This is a genomic window from uncultured Aquabacterium sp. (assembly GCF_947366995.1).
Classification (GTDB): domain Bacteria; phylum Pseudomonadota; class Gammaproteobacteria; order Burkholderiales; family Burkholderiaceae_C; genus Aquabacterium.
Genome location: NZ_CANBCC010000007.1, coordinates 65387 through 81606 on the forward strand (window position 1 = coordinate 65387; position 16220 = coordinate 81606).

The following is a 16220-nucleotide window of genomic DNA, read 5'->3' on the forward strand; positions in this document are numbered from 1 at the left end:
ACCCCCACACTGGAGTCAGATCCATGACCAGCCGTCGTCAATTCATGTTCACCGTCGTACCCGCCGTCGCAGCGCTGTCTGCCGTCAGCACCACCGTCCGCGCCGCCGACCGCGTCGACGAAAAAGACCCCGCCGCCGTGGGCCTGGGCTACAAGCACGACGCTACCAAGGTCGACGCGAAGAAATACGCCAACTACAAGGCCGGCGCCATGTGCGGCAACTGCCAGTTCTACCAGGGCAAGCCGACGGATGCCTGGGCCGGCTGCCCGCTGCTGGCCGGCAAGCAGGTCAACGGCAAGGGCTGGTGCTCGGGCTACGTGAAGAAGGCCTGACGATCGGACCACCGCACGGGCCTGCCAGCCCGATGCGGTTTGCACACAGGGCCGTGTCTCCGCAACGGGGGCACGGCCCTTGTCATTGCGGGCTCAGACGCCCTGCGCCATCTGGCGCTGCACCCATCCCGGCACGTCCTCGGCCGGCATGGGTCGGGCCACCAGATAGCCCTGCAACTCGTCGCAGCCCAGGCGCTGCAAGTGCTCGCGCGTGGCCTCGGTTTCCACTCCCTCGGCCGTGGTCCGCAAGCCGAGGCTCGCCGCCAGCTGGATGATGGCGCGCACGATGGCGTCGTCGTCAGGGTCGCTCACCACATCGCTGACGAAGCTGCGGTCGATCTTCAGGCGGTCCACCGGGAAGCGTTTCAGGTAGGACAGGCTGGAATAGCCGGTGCCGAAATCGTCGATCGCCAGCTTGACGCCCATGGCGTGCAGCGACAGCAGGCGCGTGCGCACCAGCTGAGGGTCGTCCACCAACAAGGACTCGGTCAGCTCCAGTTCAAGCCGCTCGGCGGGCAGGCCGGCCTGCGAGAGCGCCGCATCCAGCACCGCTTCCAGGTCGCCGCGCTTGAATTGCACCGCCGACAGGTTCACGGCCATCACCACGGGTGGCAGCCCCATGCGATCCCAGTCCGCTGCTTGGCGGCACGCCTCCTGGATCACCCAGCTGCCGATCGGCACGATCAGGCCGCTTTCCTCGGCCACCGGCACGAAGCGCGCAGGCGACACCAGCCCCCATTGCGGGTGCATCCAGCGCAGCAGGGCCTCGAAACCCACCACCTCGCCCGACGCCAGATCGACCTGCGGCTGGTAATGCAGCCGGAATTCGCCGGCATCCAGCGCCTTGCGCAGCCCCTGCCGGATGGTGAGCCGCTCGAGCGACTCGCGGTTCATGTTCTCGTCGAAGAAGCGGTGGCCGTTGCGGCCCTCCTCCTTGGCGCGGTACATGGCCGTGTCGGCGCGCTGGAGCAGCGCATCGAAGTCCTGCCCATCGCTGGGCCAGACCGCCACCCCGGCCGATGCCGACGTGGTCAGCGAGACACCATCGATGTCAATCGGCGCGCTCAACGCTTCCAGGAGCTTGCTGACGATCGGGCCCACCGCTTCGACATCGGGCAGGCCCTTGAGGATCAGCAGGAACTCGTCGCCCCCCTGACGGCAGACGGTGTCCGTCTCGCGGACGTTTTCGACCAGCGCGCGGGCCACGGCCTGCAGCAGCGCGTCACCCCGCGCATGGCCGAGCGAATCGTTGATGGTCTTGAAGTTGTCGAGGTCGAGGAAGACCAGCGCCACGACGGTGTGGTTACGCCGCGCATCGGCAATGGCCTGCACCAGACGGTCGCGCGCCAGGGCCCGGTTCGGCAGCTGGGTGAGCACATCGTGGTAGGCCAGGAACTCGACACGCCGCTCGGCCTCCCGGCGCTCCTGCACCTCGAAACTCAGGCGCTGATAGGGATCGCGCACCGAGGTCACGAAGATGGCGCGGAAGATGTACGCGTACGCACCGATCTTGTACAGATGCCCCAGCAGACTGAAGACGCTGTTCACGTTGGCGTACAGCGTGAAGCACAGCTCGGACAGGATGGTGATGAGGCAGGCCGTGCACAGGTCGGCATTGCTGTACGAGCCGCCGCGCGCGCCGCCATGCCGGTAGAAGCCCCAGGCCGCGATGCCGGACACCACGATGAGCCCGTATTCGGCGACCACCTTGAACGGCGTCAGCCCCTGCCCGTCGATGAACGTGCGCGGCCACCAGTGCGGACGGTCGAGGTTGACCCAGTACACCAGGGCGCTGCCGGCGAACGCGGCCAGCAGCATCGCCCTTCGCTGCCACGCCGCGGTGATCGGTGGACGCTCGCGCAGCGCTGCTGCCAGCAGCGTGAACGCCGCCACGTAGCGTGCAACCAGCCAGAAATGGATGGCCTTCTCGGGGTCGGCCGGGGTGACGAACACCGGCATGCCCTTGTAGGACAGCGTGTGCCCCAGGTCGATCAGCCCCACGGCCAGGAAACCGCAGCCGATGAGCACGACGTTGCCCGGCTGGCCCGGGCTTTGTGCGAACCAGGCCACCGCGAACACCAGCAAAGCCACGGCGATCGCGCCGAACTCGGTCAGCGTGTGCAGCGACACCGGAAACAACGTGTCCCGGTGATGCAGCATGATGCCGATCGGCCAGAGCCACACGATCAGCAGGATGCTGACCAGCGCAATGAGCAGGTGATACGGAAGCGCGTGCGAGCGTTCACGTGGCTGGCTGCTGCCCGCCTCGTTCACGTTCGCCGCGGCGGTGCCAACAGCCGAACGGGTCACGAAAGGACGCCCTGCGCCGGAGGGCAAGCGCAGGGCGGAGAGTTGTTTTGTCGCTGACTGTAACTGAAGCGACACTTCCCGGGTTGCAGGAAAGTGCGCATTCGTTGCCGGTTCTCAAAGCCGGCTCACATCAGCGCACGCGTTCAGGCAGCGGCGGTCAGGGGCGTGATGCCCGCAATCGCCCAGTCGCGGCTCTCATCGAGCGGACGGACGAGGTGCCACAGTTCGTCGAACGGCTCGGCACCCGACTGCACATCCTCACGAACCAGGCCGTGGAAGCGGACGCTGACCACCAGCTGCCCGTCGTCGCGGGCGGTGTCCACCACCTCGGCGTTCAGCTGCATGACGTCGGTCTGCTGCGGGGTCTGGCCGCGTTCCTGCAGGTCGAGCCGCAGGGAAGCGAACAGCTCGGGCGTCGTGAACTTGCGCAGGTCTTCGACATTGCCGGCGTCGTTGGCCGCCTGCATGCGAATGAAGATCATCTTGGCGACCCGCTCGAAACCGTCCACGTCGAAGCCGGCCGGGAGGGCCGACAGCGAAGCGGCGGAAACGGCCGGTGCCGCACCACCCGTGGCACCAAAGCTGCCCGGCAGCGGTGCATCGGCCTGGCGGAACAACGGCTGTGTGGGGGCGCCGGTCTCGGTAGCACGCGCGCTACCCGGGGCGTCACGGTACGGCGCGCCGGCACCGGCCAGCTGTGCACCGCGGGGCGCACCCGCCTTGTTGGCGCTGAAACGGCGCATCAGCCAGCCGATGACCACCATGGCCACGACCGCCAGCAGCGCCATCATCATGAAGTTCGCCAGTTCTTCACCAAAGCCGAGATGGCTGGCGAGGGCAGCCAGGCCCAGACCCGCTGCCAGACCGGCGATGGGGCCCATCCACGAGCGGCGACCTGCCTGGCCGGCTGCCTGCTGCGCTGCACCCGACTGGGGTGCCACGGCGTTCTGCTGCTGCGCGGGCTTGCCGGCCTGATCGGGCGTGGCCGTCGGCTGCTTGGCCGGCATCTGGCGCTGCATGCCGGCGGGACGCCCGCCGCCCAGGCGTTTGGCGTCGGCGTCCATCGGCATGCCCACCATGCCGATGCCTGCCACGGCGACCAGGGCGGCGGTCAGGCCCTGGCGCAAGGTTTTCGTCCAGCTCATGTTGTGCTCCTCATTCGTTACAACGTCGCGGCCGCGCAGGGGCAGGCCGACCTCGTGATTGTCTCCAGATCGGCCGCCATGATGACGGCAGGGCCAGCCCGTATGAGGCCGCCGACACAGGGCTTTACACGGCTTTGCATTTTCGGGCAGGGCCAGGTTCGATCCCGCCCCCCGACTGATGCCTTGCCGGCCCTCGCTACAGGAGGGGCAGCGGCCCTCGCCTGTGGCACGAAGGCCCGGGAACGGCGACAATCCCGGGTTGCCTTCGATGCCCGCCCCCGGCGTCCGCCCATGTCTGCCCTGCCCCCTGCCGCCCACACCGACCACCCGCACGCTCACGACAGCGACGAACTGGTCGCGCCCGCCACGAAGGAGTTCGTGCCGCCCGCGCTGCCCGTTGCCAAGCCCCTGTCGAGCTACAAGCCCTTCTGGGCGAAGCGCTTCGGCACGGCGCCTTTCCTGCCCATGAGCCGCGCCGAGATGGACGCGCTCGGCTGGGACAGCTGCGACATCATCATCGTCACGGGCGACGCCTATGTGGACCACCCCAGCTTCGGCATGGCCGTGATCGGCCGCATGCTGGAGAACCAGGGCTTCCGCGTGGGCATCATCGCCCAGCCCGACTGGCACAGCGCCGAGCCCTTCAAGGCGCTGGGCAAGCCCAACCTGTTCTGGGGCGTGACGGCGGGCAACATGGATTCCATGATCAACCGGTACACCGCCGACCGGAAGATCCGCAGCGACGACGCCTACACCCCCGGCGGCGTGGGTGGCGCGCGGCCCGACCGCTGCTCGGCCGTGTACGCCCAGCGCTGCCGCGAAGCCTTCAAGGACGTGCCCATCATCATGGGCGGCATCGAGGCCTCGCTGCGCCGCATCGCGCACTACGACTACTGGCAGGACAAGGTACGCCGCTCCATCCTGATGGACGCCAAGGCCGACCTGCTGCTGTACGGCAACGCCGAACGGGCCATCGCCGAGATCGCACACCGCCTGGCCGCCCGCGAGCCCATCGAGCAGATCACCGACGTGCGCGGCACCGCCTTCCTACGCCGCCGCAACGACCCGACCATCGAAGGCTGGTTCGAACTCGACAGCACCGAGGTCGACCGCCCCGGCCGCATCGACCAGCACATCAACCCCTACATGGGCATGGCCCAGCAGGCGGCCGAACAGGGCCAGACCTGCGCGCTGGAAGAAGCCGGCGCCTTCGACCCGGTCAAGGGCGCGGCCTCGCCTGCGCAGGCCGACCTGGCGGGCGGCGCCAAGCCGATCAAGCTCGTGCCCAACCCGGCGCTGGCCCGCCGCGACGCCGACACCGCGCCCGCACGCACCGGCAAGATCGTGATGCCGCCGCGCGACCGCACCGTGATCCGCCTGCCGTCGTACGAGCAACTGAAAGACGACCCGGTGCTGTACGCCCACGCCAACCGCGTGCTGCACCTCGAGACCAACCCCGGCAACGCCCGTGCGCTGGTGCAGCGCCACGGCGAAGGCCCGGGCGCGCAGGACGTGTGGATCACCCCGCCCCCGATCCCGCTGACCACGCCCGAAATGGACCTGGTCTTCGACCTGCCCTACGCCCGCGCGCCGCACCCGAAGTACGGCGACGCCGTCATCCCCGCGTGGGACATGATCCGCTTCAGCGTGAACATCATGCGCGGGTGCTTTGGCGGCTGCACCTTCTGCTCGATCACCGAGCACGAAGGCCGCATCATCCAGAGCCGCTCCGAAGACTCGGTCATCCGCGAGATCGAGCTCATCCGCGACAAGGTCAAGGGCTTCACCGGCGTCATCAGTGACCTGGGCGGCCCCACGGCCAACATGTACCGCATCGGCTGCAAGTCCAAGGTGATCGAGGCGGCCTGCCGCAAGCCCTCGTGCGTCTACCCGGACATCTGCCCCAACCTCAACACCGACCACAGCCTGCTGATCCGGATGTACCGGCGCGCCCGCGCGCTGCCCGGCATCAAGAAGATCCTGATCGGCTCGGGGCTGCGCTACGACCTGGCCGTGCGCTCGCCCGAGTACATCAAGGAGCTGGTCACGCACCACGTGGGCGGCTACCTGAAGATCGCGCCCGAGCACACCGAGCAAGGCCCGCTCAGCAAGATGATGAAGCCCGGCATGGGCGCCTACGACCGCTTCAAGCAGCTGTTCGAGCAGTACAGCGCCGAGGCGGGGAAGAAGCAGTTCCTCATCCCCTACTTCATCGCCGCCCACCCGGGTACCACCGATGAAGACATGATGAACTTGGCGATCTGGCTCAAGCGCAACGGCTTCAAGGCCGACCAGGTGCAGACCTTCTACCCCAGCCCCATGGCGACGGCCACGGCCATGTACCACTCGGGCCTGAACACACTCAAGGGCATCAGCCGCGACCCGCGCAAGGGCGAGCGCGTCGACATCGTCAAGGGCGAGAAACGCCGCCGCCTGCACAAGGCCTTCCTGCGCTACCACGACCCCAACAACTGGCCGCTGCTGCGCGAGGCGCTCAAGGCCATGGGCCGCGCCGACCTGATCGGCAACGGGCAGCACCACCTGATTCCCACCTACCAGCCCAGCACCGACGGCGGCTACGAAAGCGCGCGCCGCAAGAACTCGACCAAGGCCGGCACGAAGACCTCGGTGGTGACGGTGGGCCGCGTGGCGCGCGATGGCAGCGAAGGCCAACCGGGCAAACCGCGCAAGGGCCAGGTGCTGACCCAGCACACCGGGCTGCCGCCGCGGGCGGGCACGGGCCCGCGCAGCGCCCCTCAGCAGACGGAACGCGATCCGCGGGGCATCACGCCGACGCGCAGCGGCGCACGCACCGGCGGCGCTGGCAAGCCGTTCAGCAAGCCGGGCCGCGGCGGCAAGCCCGGGCGCTGACCAGGGGGCCGGCGCCGGTGCAGCTTGAAGCCAGTGGTGTCAGCCGCCTCCGCGCGCGGTGAGCCACCACCAGCCCCAGGCGATGACCAGGTTGAGGGCCAGCGCGGCCCCCACGCCCACGCCGAAGCGCATGCCGCCGGACACCACCGCCACGATGGTGCGCGTCGCCGAGTTCACGCTGATCGCCACGAGCACGCCCATCAGCAGCAGGCTGTCGGGCAGTCCACCTGAGCCCGCCACGGCCATCAGACTGGCAATGGGCGCATGGGCATCCGCCATGGCGGCAATCGCCGTCACCAGCATCAGCCCGGTGGCGCCATGGTCTCTCGCCAGCGTCACCAGCACGGCCGCGCCCACCAGCAAGGCCGCCACGATCAGGGCTTCGCGCAGGCGCAGCACATCGCGGGCGGCCACCTGTTCGGCCCGCGCCGTGGCCCCCGAACCAGCCCGGTCCCGCTGCCAGGCCACCGCGCCAAACACGAGCGGGCTGACTGCGCCCACGGCAACCAGCGACCACACCGTCGACACCAGCCGGGGGGAGACAACCGAGGCCAGCACCAGCAACTGCAGCCAGGTGGCGGCGGTCGACAGGATCGCCGCGCTCCAGGCCAGCCGCAGGGGCGCCCGATCATTGCGTGCCAGCGCGCCCATGGCCGACACCGTCGCGGTGCTCGAGACAAAGCCGCCCAGCAGGCCGGACAAGGGCAGACCGGCCCGCGCGCCCAGCAGCCGCTGCGCCAGATGCCCGCCGGCCTGCATCAACAGAATGACCACGACCAGCAGCAGCACGCGCTGGGGCGACATCTGGCCCAGCCACGGCAACGGCTCGGTGGGCAACAAGGGCACCAGCACGAGGGCCAGCCCCGACAGCAGCAGCCCGTCGTGCAGTTCCGACTCGCTGAGCCACTGTGTGGCAAACCGGTGCAGCCACTGGCGCGCTGCCAGCAGCCCCGCCAGGATGACGCCACACGCCGCAGCCAACGCCGGATGCGTCAGCGCCAGCATGCCGATCAGCGCTGTGGCCACCAGTGCGAGCTCGGTCGTGAGCCCCGGGTCATCAACCGATCCGCGCGCATAGGACAACCCGGCCAGCCCCACCACGCCCGCCAGCGCCACCGCCGCCAGCAAGGGCGACACCATCTGCGCCACGGCCCCCACCAGCGCCACGACCGTGAACGTGCGCAACCCGGCCGCGCTGCGCCCCGGTCCATCGCCCTTGCGCCGCTCGCGCTCCACGCCCACCAGCAGCCCGACGCCGAGCGCCACCAGCAATCCCGTCTCGCTGTCCGTCAACCAAGCCCGGCTGTCCATGGCCCTCCCGAATCCCGTTCAGATCAGAAAAGATCCAGTATCGCCGCACAGCATCGCGCGTGCCCGGCGCTTGGGCTGCGCTGCCTTAAACTCCTTGCTTTCAGAGCGACCGCCTTCCATGTCCGCCGCCCCTCCCGGAACCGCCCCCGTCCTGTTCGATTTCAAGAGTGCCGCCCTGTCGCTGGAGGCGTTCCTGCTCCGCACCGGCAATCTGCAGGCCCTCGAGCAGGCCCTCGAAGCGCGTTTCGGCCCGACGCCGGACCTGTTCAACGGTGAGCCCGTCGTCATCGACCTGACCCACCTGGCCAGCCTGGATGTCGCCATCGACTTCCCGGCGCTGATCGCGCTGCTGCAGCGCTTCAGACTCAAGCCCGTGGCCGTGCGTGGCGGCACCGTGGCCCAGACCGCCTCCGCCCGCGAGGCCGGCCTGGCCGAAGCGCCCGACAGCCCGCACCCGACCCGCGCCGAGACCATCGTCAAAGAGGTGGTCAAGGAAGTGATCCGCGAGGTGCAGGTGCCCGTCGAGGTGCCGGTGGCCGGCAACACGCTCATCATCGACAAGCCGCTGCGCTCCGGCCAGCAGGTCTACGCCAAGGGCGGCGACCTGGTCGTGATGGCGGCCGTCAACAACGGCGCCGAAGTCATTGCCGACGGCTCCATCCACATCTACGCGCCCTTGCGCGGCAAGGCCATTGCCGGCGCCAAGGGCAACACCCAGGCACGGATCTTCTGCACCGCCCTGGAGCCGGAACTGATCTCGATCGCCGGCACTTACCGCACCACCGAAAACCCGCTGCCCGACAACGTGCGGGGCAAACCTGCCCAGGTGCGCCTGGACGGCGAACGGCTGGTGTTCGAACCGATTTCCATCTGAACAGACTCGACATTCTCGAAAGGACCGCCTTCCATGGCCAAGATCATCGTGGTGACCTCCGGCAAAGGGGGCGTGGGCAAGACGACGACCAGCGCCAGCTTCGCCTCCGGGCTGGCCCTGCGCGGCCACAAGACCGCCGTCATCGACTTCGACGTCGGCCTGCGCAACCTCGACCTCATCATGGGCTGCGAACGCCGCGTGGTGTACGACCTGATCAACGTGATCCACGGCGAGGCCAACCTCACGCAGGCGCTGATCAAGGACAAGCAGTGCGAGAACCTGTACGTGCTGGCCGCCTCGCAGACGCGTGACAAGGACGCCCTCACGCAGGAAGGCGTCGAGCGCGTGCTCAAGGAACTGGGCGAGATGGGCTTCGAGTACGTGGTGTGCGACTCGCCGGCCGGCATCGAGACGGGCGCGCTGCTTGCCATGCACTTTGCCGACGAGGCGCTGGTGGTGACCAACCCCGAGGTGTCGTCGGTGCGTGACTCGGACCGCATCCTGGGCATGCTCAACAGCAAGACCAAGCGTGCGATCGAGGGCGGCGAGCCCATCAAGGAACACCTGCTGATCACCCGCTACAACCCCAACCGCGTCGAAGGCGGCCAGATGCTGTCGCTCGACGACGTGCACGAGATCCTGCGCGTCAAGCTGATCGGCGTGATTCCGGAATCGGACGCCGTGCTGAATGCGTCCAACCAGGGCATCCCGGCCATCCACCTGCAGGGCACCGACGTGTCCGAGGCCTACAAGGACGTGATCGCCCGCTTCCTGGGCGAAGACAAGCCGATGCGCTTCATCGAGGCCGAGAAGCCGGGCTTCTTCAAACGCCTTTTCGGAGGAAAGTAAGCCATGGGATTCCTCTCCTTCTTCCTCGGGGAAAAGAAGCAGACGGCCACCGTTGCCAAGGAGCGCCTGCAACTGATCCTCGCGCACGAGCGCAACGGCCGCAGCCACAGCCCGAGCTACCTGCCTGATCTGCAGAAGGAACTGGTGGCCGTGATCTCGAAGTACGTGGCCATCAATCCGGACGACATCAAGGTGGCCATGGAGCGCCAGGGCGACCTGGAGGTGCTCGAGGTCAAGATCGAGCTGCCCGAAGCACGCAGCTGACACGGACTCGCGCCGGTCGGGGCGCTTGTGCAGTGCACAATAGTGCATCACACAGCAAGGGTGCCCCGATCATGCGCTTCGTTGTCTTCAACCAGAAAGGTGGCGTCGGCAAGTCGACGATCACCTGCAACCTGGCGGCCATCAGCGCCGCCCAGGGTCTGCGGACCCTGGTGGTCGACCTCGACCCTCAGGGCAATTCGACCCACTACCTGCTGGGCGACGCCCACGGGGACGCCGAACGCAGCGCGGCGGGGTTTTTCGACCAGACCTTGCGGTTCACCACCCGCCCCAAAACGGCCGATGAATTTGCGGTCGACACGCCCTGGGACGGGCTGCGCCTGATGCCCTCGCATCCTCAGCTGGACGAGTTGCACACCAAGCTGGAATCGCGCTACAAGATCTACAAATTGCGTGAGGCGCTGGCTGACCTGGCCGACACCTACGACCGCATCTACATCGACACCCCGCCGGCGCTGAATTTCTACACGCGCTCGGCACTGATTGCGGCGCAGGGTTGCCTCATTCCTTTCGACTGCGACGATTTCTCGCGGCGGGCGCTCTACAACCTGCTGGACAACGTGCAGGAAATCCGGGCCGACCACAACGGCGACCTGCAAGTCAGCGGCATTGTGGTGAACCAGTTTCAACCCCGCGCCACCCTGCCGCAGAAACTGGTGCAGGAACTGATAGACGAAGGCCTGCCCGTGTTGCGGCCCTACCTGAGCGCCTCGGTGAAGGTGAAAGAATCCCACCAGCAAGCCCGCCCGATGATCCATCTGGACGCGCGGCACAAATTGACCCAGGAATTGCAGGCCCTGCACGACTGTCTGTCCGCATAAACGAGGGGTGCGCCACCCCTTTTGTTGGTATGTGACCAACGAGTTCCTTAAATTCACATCCGGGGGGTAGCGCCAAAGCGTGATTTCCATCATGCTTTATGAGGTACCGAGATTGCACAATGCGAAAACAGCGTCTCGCGGGGGCCACGGTCGTGCCCCGGTGAACGCGCTGATCCTGGCCCGTCCCCTTCCGTGACGGCTCGAGTCTGCAGTTCAAGGCTTCTCCATGGCAGCATCTTCGCCCCTGGCACCCCCGCACGGCCGCCCGTACAGCATGCCGCCGCTATGCACTGAGCGCCTGCCGTTTCGGGTGCGACTGGCGCGCGATGAGCGGGATCTGGCCCGCATTGCGGCCTTGCGGGTCGCCACCTACGGCAAGCACGTGCCCAGCATGGTGCCGGCCATCTCGGCGCCCGAGCCCGAGGACCGCCGCCCCGATACGCTGCTGCTGATGGCCGAGTCTCGCGCCAGTGGTGAATTGCTCGGCGCCGCCCGCATGATTCACAACGGCTTTCAGCCGCTGAAGATCGAGCAGGATTTCGACCTCCGCTCCCGATTCCAGCACCGATTTGTCGCGGAAGCCGGGCGGCTGACCGTGGTGGGCCGCACCGAATCCAGAATGGCGGCGCTGGCCCTGGTCAAGGCGATGTATGAAATATGCGCCCACAGCCAGGTCGACGATGCGGTGATCACCGCGCGCAGCCCGATGGACCGGGTTTACCTGGCCATGCGTTTCGACGACCTGCTCCACGGGAACAAAAAACCCTTTCCGCCTGTCGGTCATCTGCCGCATGGGGTGTATCTCATGCCGATTCTCGAGGCGGACGCCCGCTGGCGGGAAAGCGCGTGCCCGATGTATCCCTTCATGGCGTTGACTTTGCACCCGGATATCGAGATCGACTACCAACTGGTCGAGCAGTGCTTTCAGCATCCCGCTCGCAGCACATACCGACCGGCGCCCGGCGATGTGGCGGAAGCGGCTCGTGCGCCGCAATTTAACGCGGCGTGACACACTGCGCTTGGCAGAATGACGACCTGGTGTTTTCGTGAATCATTCTTCGCTTGGCGGGTAAGCGTCTGATGGGTGTAGTTGCAGTCGTGAACAGGCTGACGCGGTTGTTGGGCAACCGCGGTTTTGCCAGTCGAAGTCTGGAAAACGAGTTCCAGACCACTTACCGCTCGTACGGGGTCCGCTTTCTCTTTCTGTCGACCTCGCTGACCGCGCTCTGCTACGTGGGGTTTCTGGTTTTCGACGCGGTGGTCGCACACCGCAGCTGGACCAGCCCGGTGCAGCTCACGCGGGTGGCGCAGATCACCCTGATGACGCTGGTCGCACTGGCCACGGTGCGGTTCAAGGATGCCTTGCGCCGCCATTACGCGCCGGCCTGTTCAGCGCTGATCGTGGCGGGCACGCTGATGGGCGCACAGGTGAACCTCCAGGGTCACACGAGCGCCGAGCCGATCACGCTGTACTGGGCGCTCACGACCACCGCAGTGCTGGGCACGCTCATGCTCTACGGGTTCGCGCGGCTCAACCTCTTCAACACTTTGGCGCTGGCCCTGTTCATCGGCTGGAGCTCGCTGTACTCGGCGGCCGTGCACGGGCCGGACGACCTGCGTGCCCTGCATCGCATGTGCACCCATGTTCTGGCGGCCAATGCGCTGGGGCTGTGCCTGTATCGCTTCTCGCTGGGCCGCGAACGCAAGCTGTTCCTGCAGTCGCGGCGCAAGAACCACATGGCGGAACTGCGGCGCATGAAGGAGCAGGCCGAAGCGGCCAGCCGCGCGAAGACGGCCTTTCTGGCCAACATGAGCCACGAGATCCGCACCCCCATGAACGGGGTGATCGGCGCGCTCAGCATGCTCAACGAGCAGAACCTGCCCGAGCGCGACCGGCTGTTCGTCAAGTCTGCCCGCGACTCGGCGCGCCACCTGCTGCACCTGCTCGACGAGATCCTCGACTTCGCCAAGCTCAACGCACAGAAGGTCAGGCTGTCGCCGTTGCCCTTCGACCCGCGGGACACCGTCGTGGCGGCATGCGAGGCCTTCCGGGCCACCGCGGAGCAGAAGGGCATTGCGCTGCGCGGCGACACCCGCGGCGTGCCAGCCGACGTCTGTCAGATGACGGCCGACGAAGGCAAGCTCCGTCAGGTGCTGCTCAACCTGGTGAGCAATGCCGTGAAGTTCACGCAGCACGGCGAAGTGGTGGTGAGCCTGGCCGTGAAGCCGGAAGACACCCACATGGCGACGCTCGTCATCGACGTGTCCGACACGGGGGTGGGCATCCCGGAAAACGCCATCGACCAGTTGTGCCAGCCCTTCTTCCAGGTGGAGTCGGGCAGCAACCGAAGCCACGGGGGCACCGGGCTGGGCCTGGCCATCTGCAAGCAGATCGTCGAGGAAATGGGCGGCACGATCTCGGTGCGCAGCGTGCAGGGCGTGGGCACGACGTTCGAGATCCGTGTGGCCCTACCCTACAGCAGCGATCCGCTTCCCACCGCGAGCCCGGCCAGCACCCCTGGCCCGCTGCCCGCCGAGGCGACGCCGCCCCCCGAAGACCTGCGACTGCAGGGGCATGTGCTGCTGGTCGAGGACAACGAGGTGAACGCCTTCATCGCCAGCATGACGCTCGAGAGCCTGGGTGTGACCTGTCGCCAGGCCCGCAACGGCGAAGTGGCTGTGGCGCTGTTCCGCGAAGAGGCCTTCGACGTGGTGCTGATGGACTGCGAGATGCCGGTGATGGACGGCTATGAGGCTGCCCGCCAGATGCGGGCCCTGGAGGCCGACGACACCGCCCGCCCCCGCACGCCCATCGTGGCCCTCACGGCGCATGCGCTCAGCGGTGACCGGGAGGTGTGCCTGTCCCGCGGGATGGACGACTATCTGACCAAACCCTTCGACCGGCACACGCTGGCCCTGGCGCTCTCGCGCTGGCTGTCAGCGGGCTCGATGGCGCGGGCCTGACGCCTCAGCGTCCCAGCAGGCGGCGCACCAGCGTGTAGCCGGCCACGGCGACGGCACCCGCCACGACCCCGGCCAGCGCCTCCGTCAGCAGCGGGCCGACCGCTCCGGCGACGGTCGCCAGTGCACCGGGCAAGCCAGCGGCGGCGTGCTCGACCGCGTGCAGCACATCGTGCCCACCCGGCAGGCCATGCAACAGGATGCCGCCGCCCACCGTGAACATGGCGGCCGTGCCGGCCACCGACAGCAAGCGCATGAGCTTGGGCGCGGCGGCCAGCAGGGTGCCGCCCAGTGCACGGCGCCACGGCGAACGAACGGCACCGGCGGGGGTTTCGGCAGCCAGCCACTGCCCCACGTCGTCCATCTTCACGATCGCCGCCACCAGCCCGTAAACGCCCACGGTGACCACGACCGACACGCCCACCAGCACCGCAACCTGCTGGCTGAAGGGGGCCGCGGCCACGGTGCCCAGGGCAATGGCCACGATCTCGGCCGACAGGATGAAGTCGGTGCGGACCGCACCCTTGATCTTATCGCGCTCGAAGGCCACCAGGTCGACGTGCTCGTCGCCCACCGCCCGCACGCGAGCCTCGTGTTCGGAGGCCAGATCGTCCTTGTCGTGCAGCCACGCATGGGCGATCTTCTCGAAGCCTTCGAAGCACAGGAACGCCCCGCCCACCATGAGCAAGGGCGCAATGGCCTGCGGCGCGAACGCGCTGATGGCCAGCGCGGCCGGCACCAGGATGACCTTGTTGCGGGCGGATCCGACGGCCACCGCCCAGACCACCGGCAGTTCGCGTTCTGCCCGGATGCCGGCCACCTGCTGGGCATTGAGGGCCAGGTCATCGCCCAGCACGCCGGCTGTCTTCTTGGTGGCGACCTTCGTCATGAGGGCGACATCGTCCAGCAGCGCGGCGATGTCGTCGATCAGAAGCAGCAGGCTGGATCCCGCCATGGTGTGTTCCTCCCTTGTGCGGCGTCGGGTGACGCCGGATCGGAGGATCTTAGCGGGCGCTGCGGGGCGTCAGAGCCCGTCGAGTTGCACGCGCAGGTCTTCTTCCCAGGCCAGGACGTCGTCCGCCCCCAGCTGCAGCCAGGCCAGGGCGGTGGCGCCGTGCTGGTGCCAGTCGACATCCGGATCCAGCCCTTCGTGACGGCGCATCAGGTACTCCGCCACCAGGCCCAGTGCGATCAGCGTGCTGACTTCGGACTGGGCCGAGCGCTCGGCCAGCGTGTCGAGGTCATGGTGCAGGCGGATGGCGGCCACCACCGCGGGCGACAGGCGCCACACGCGCGCCGTCAAGGCGCCCACGACAGCATGGTCGGTGCGATGGTTTGCGTTCTCGGTGGCCACATAGGAGCGGTCGATGCGCGCGCGCGCCTCCACCATGGTGCTCAGGTAGCCGCGCACGCTCTGCGCCATCACCACCATGCCCACGTGGCAGAACAGGCCGTAGGTGTAGGCCACGTCGGCCGACATGCCGGGCAGATGGCCCGCCATGAAGGACATGGCCGTGGCCCGCTTTGTGGCACGTTCCCAGAAGCGCTGCAGATGCGGGCTGTTGGGCACCTTGATGGCGCCCTGCATCAGAAAGCCCGTCATCACGCGGGCCGTGTGCTCAAGGCCCAGACGGTTCATCGCCTGCCCGATGGTCTGCGCGGGCTGGCCGGCGGCATACAGCGGGCTGTTGGCGCTGCGGATCAGCGTGGCCGACATCGCGACATCGCTGGCCGCAATGCGGGCCACTTCATTGAGATCGGGCTCGGCCCGCAGCATGGCCTGCTGCAGACGGGTCAGCAATTCCGGGCATGGCGGAATGACGATCTGCTGCAGGGGACCACTGCGTCGGGCTGCGTCAATCTCGGCAAGAACGGGGTCGGCGGTGTCAGGCAGGACGGCAGCACGCATGGGCGGTCACGATTTAGGCGGATGACGGCTTATCGGCCGACCTCACCTGAGACTTGAGGCAGCCGGATGGCCGATGCGCGCGTGCGTACACTACCCGGCCGTCGACATGCCGCGCAGACCAAGACACCCACCATGACCCTCCTGCTTGCCCCGATGGAAGGCCTGCTGGATTTCGCCCTGCGGGATGTGCTCACCCGCGCGGGCGGCATCGACCGGTGCGTGTCGGAGTTCATCCGCGTCACGGGCACGCTGCTGCCCGAGCGGGCCTTCCGGCGGGTGGTGCCCGAGCTGGATCACGGCTGCCGCACCCCCTCGGGCGTGCCGGTGCGCCCGCAGTTGATGGGCTCGGACCCGGCCTGCCTGGCCGAGAACGCCGCACGGCTGGCCGCCATGGGCGCCGAGGGCATCGACCTGAATTTCGGCTGCCCGGCGCGGGTGGTGAACCGCCATGGCGGCGGTGCGGCCCTGCTGAGGGAGCCCGAATTGCTGCACGCCATCGTGGCGGCGGTGCGCCGGGCGGTGCCGCCCGAGGTGCCCGTGTCGGCCAAGATGCGG

General features: G+C 67.8%; 14 protein-coding genes. 9 read left to right on the forward strand and 5 right to left on the reverse strand.

The annotated features are described in order from the left end of the window. Positions 1 to 23: 23 nt before the first annotated feature. A complete protein-coding gene (locus Q0Z44_RS03830; protein ID WP_298010574.1) occupies positions 24 to 332 on the forward strand; it encodes a high-potential iron-sulfur protein in 309 nt (102 codons plus the stop codon). Between the two features lie 93 nt (positions 333 to 425). On the opposite strand, the gene Q0Z44_RS03835 is transcribed toward Q0Z44_RS03830, so the two are convergent. Together Q0Z44_RS03835 and Q0Z44_RS03840 are read right to left on the reverse strand one after the other, a co-directional pair. Further along, positions 426 to 2642 (reverse strand): EAL domain-containing protein, encoded by a 2217-nt coding sequence (locus tag Q0Z44_RS03835; protein ID WP_298010575.1) that lies wholly within the window; start codon positions 2640 to 2642, stop codon positions 426 to 428. 143 nt (positions 2643 to 2785) lie between these two features. Beyond that, positions 2786 to 3787: a TIM44-like domain-containing protein gene (locus Q0Z44_RS03840; protein WP_298010577.1), complete on the reverse strand. Its 1002-nt coding sequence runs from the start codon at positions 3785 to 3787 to the stop codon at positions 2786 to 2788. Between the two features lie 291 nt (positions 3788 to 4078). On the opposite strand from Q0Z44_RS03840, the gene Q0Z44_RS03845 reads away from it, so the two are divergent. Then, positions 4079 to 6658: a YgiQ family radical SAM protein gene (locus Q0Z44_RS03845; RefSeq protein ID WP_298010579.1), complete on the forward strand. Its 2580-nt coding sequence runs from the start codon at positions 4079 to 4081 to the stop codon at positions 6656 to 6658. A 39-nt stretch (positions 6659 to 6697) separates the two neighbouring features. Here the strand turns inward: Q0Z44_RS03845 and Q0Z44_RS03850 are convergent, their stop codons facing one another. Continuing rightward, positions 6698 to 7969, reverse strand: a complete 1272-nt coding sequence (locus Q0Z44_RS03850; RefSeq protein ID WP_298010581.1) for a DUF4010 domain-containing protein — start codon at positions 7967 to 7969, stop codon at positions 6698 to 6700. A gap of 118 nt (positions 7970 to 8087) precedes the next feature. Between Q0Z44_RS03850 and minC the strand changes: the two genes are divergently transcribed. The 6 genes from minC to Q0Z44_RS03880 all read left to right on the forward strand — a co-directional run bounded on the left by minC (position 8088) and on the right by Q0Z44_RS03880 (position 13759). Then, positions 8088 to 8843, forward strand: coding sequence for a septum site-determining protein MinC (gene minC, locus Q0Z44_RS03855; RefSeq protein ID WP_298010583.1), 756 nt, complete (start codon positions 8088 to 8090; stop codon positions 8841 to 8843). Positions 8844 to 8876: 33 nt separating this feature from the next. Then, positions 8877 to 9692, forward strand: a complete 816-nt coding sequence (gene minD / locus Q0Z44_RS03860; RefSeq protein ID WP_298010585.1) for a septum site-determining protein MinD — start codon at positions 8877 to 8879, stop codon at positions 9690 to 9692. A gap of 3 nt (positions 9693 to 9695) precedes the next feature. Continuing rightward, positions 9696 to 9956, forward strand: a complete 261-nt coding sequence (gene minE, locus Q0Z44_RS03865) for a cell division topological specificity factor MinE (protein ID WP_109035042.1) — start codon at positions 9696 to 9698, stop codon at positions 9954 to 9956. A gap of 71 nt (positions 9957 to 10027) precedes the next feature. Then, positions 10028 to 10795 (forward strand): ParA family protein, encoded by a 768-nt coding sequence (locus tag Q0Z44_RS03870; RefSeq protein ID WP_298010588.1) that lies wholly within the window; start codon positions 10028 to 10030, stop codon positions 10793 to 10795. 226 nt (positions 10796 to 11021) lie between these two features. Then, the gene (locus tag Q0Z44_RS03875) at positions 11022 to 11804 is read left to right on the forward strand and encodes a hypothetical protein (protein ID WP_298010591.1); all 783 of its coding nucleotides are present in this window, start codon (positions 11022 to 11024) and stop codon (positions 11802 to 11804) included. Positions 11805 to 11893: 89 nt separating this feature from the next. Next, entirely contained in the window at positions 11894 to 13759 is a 1866-nt protein-coding gene (locus Q0Z44_RS03880; protein WP_298010593.1) for an ATP-binding protein, read from the forward strand. Between the two features lie 4 nt (positions 13760 to 13763). On the opposite strand, the gene Q0Z44_RS03885 is transcribed toward Q0Z44_RS03880, so the two are convergent. Next, positions 13764 to 14711, reverse strand: a complete 948-nt coding sequence (locus Q0Z44_RS03885) for a DUF808 domain-containing protein (RefSeq protein WP_298010595.1) — start codon at positions 14709 to 14711, stop codon at positions 13764 to 13766. A gap of 69 nt (positions 14712 to 14780) precedes the next feature. After that, positions 14781 to 15665, reverse strand: coding sequence for an HDOD domain-containing protein (locus Q0Z44_RS03890; protein ID WP_298010597.1), 885 nt, complete (start codon positions 15663 to 15665; stop codon positions 14781 to 14783). 132 nt (positions 15666 to 15797) lie between these two features. On the opposite strand from Q0Z44_RS03890, the gene Q0Z44_RS03895 reads away from it, so the two are divergent. Then, positions 15798 to 16220, forward strand: a 423-nt coding sequence (locus Q0Z44_RS03895) for a tRNA-dihydrouridine synthase (protein ID WP_298010599.1), incomplete at its 3' end; no start/stop codon positions are given.